At 75.4% G+C, this 643-nt stretch carries 1 protein-coding gene; it reads left to right on the top strand.

The annotated features are described in order from the left end of the window. On the top strand, nt 1-633 hold a 633-nt coding region (locus ACY45C_RS12080; protein ID WP_462187714.1), incomplete at its 5' end, for a helix-turn-helix transcriptional regulator. Nucleotides 634-643: the final 10 nt, after the last annotated feature.

The following is a 643-nucleotide window of genomic DNA, read 5'->3' as shown; positions in this document are numbered from 1 at the left end:
CCGGGCGCTGGAGAAGCTGGAGGAGGCGCCGGCACCGCCGCCGTCGGCCAGGTACGCGTCACCCTCGACGTCCACGACGAGGTCCTCGCGGTGGTGCAGCGGGCGCTGCGGGACCGCCGACGGGTGCATCTGCGCTACCTGGTTTGGTCCCGCGACGAGCTGACCGAGCGCGACGTCGACCCGATGCGGGTGCTGGTCCAGGACGGCCGCTGGTACCTGGAGGGATGGTGCCACCGGGCGGAGGCGGTGCGGCTGTTCCGGCTGGACCGCATCGACGGGCCGGGCGGGGTGACGATCCTCGACGCCCCGGCGGTCCCGCCGCCGGGTACGGTGTCCCGCGACACCAGGGAGGGGATCTACCGGCCCGGCCCGGCGGACGTGCGGGTCGTGCTGGAGCTGGCGTCCCCGGCCCGGTGGGTGGCCGACTACTACCCGGTCACCGAGGTGCGCGAGCTGCCCAGCGGACGGCTCGAGGTCACGCTGTACGCCGGGGAGACCTCCTGGCTGCACCGGCTGGTCCTCGGCCTCGGGGCCGACGTGCGGGTGGTCGAGCCGCCGGCGCTCGCCGAGGAGGTGCACGCCTTGGCCCGCCGGGCCCTGCTCGCCTACGGGCTCACGCCGACCGCCGAGTAGGGTGATCGGT

Source organism: Frankia sp. CcWB2 (genome assembly GCF_977927585.1).
Note: the sequence above shows the minus strand (reverse complement) of the source record. Positions and strands in the feature narration are given on the sequence as shown.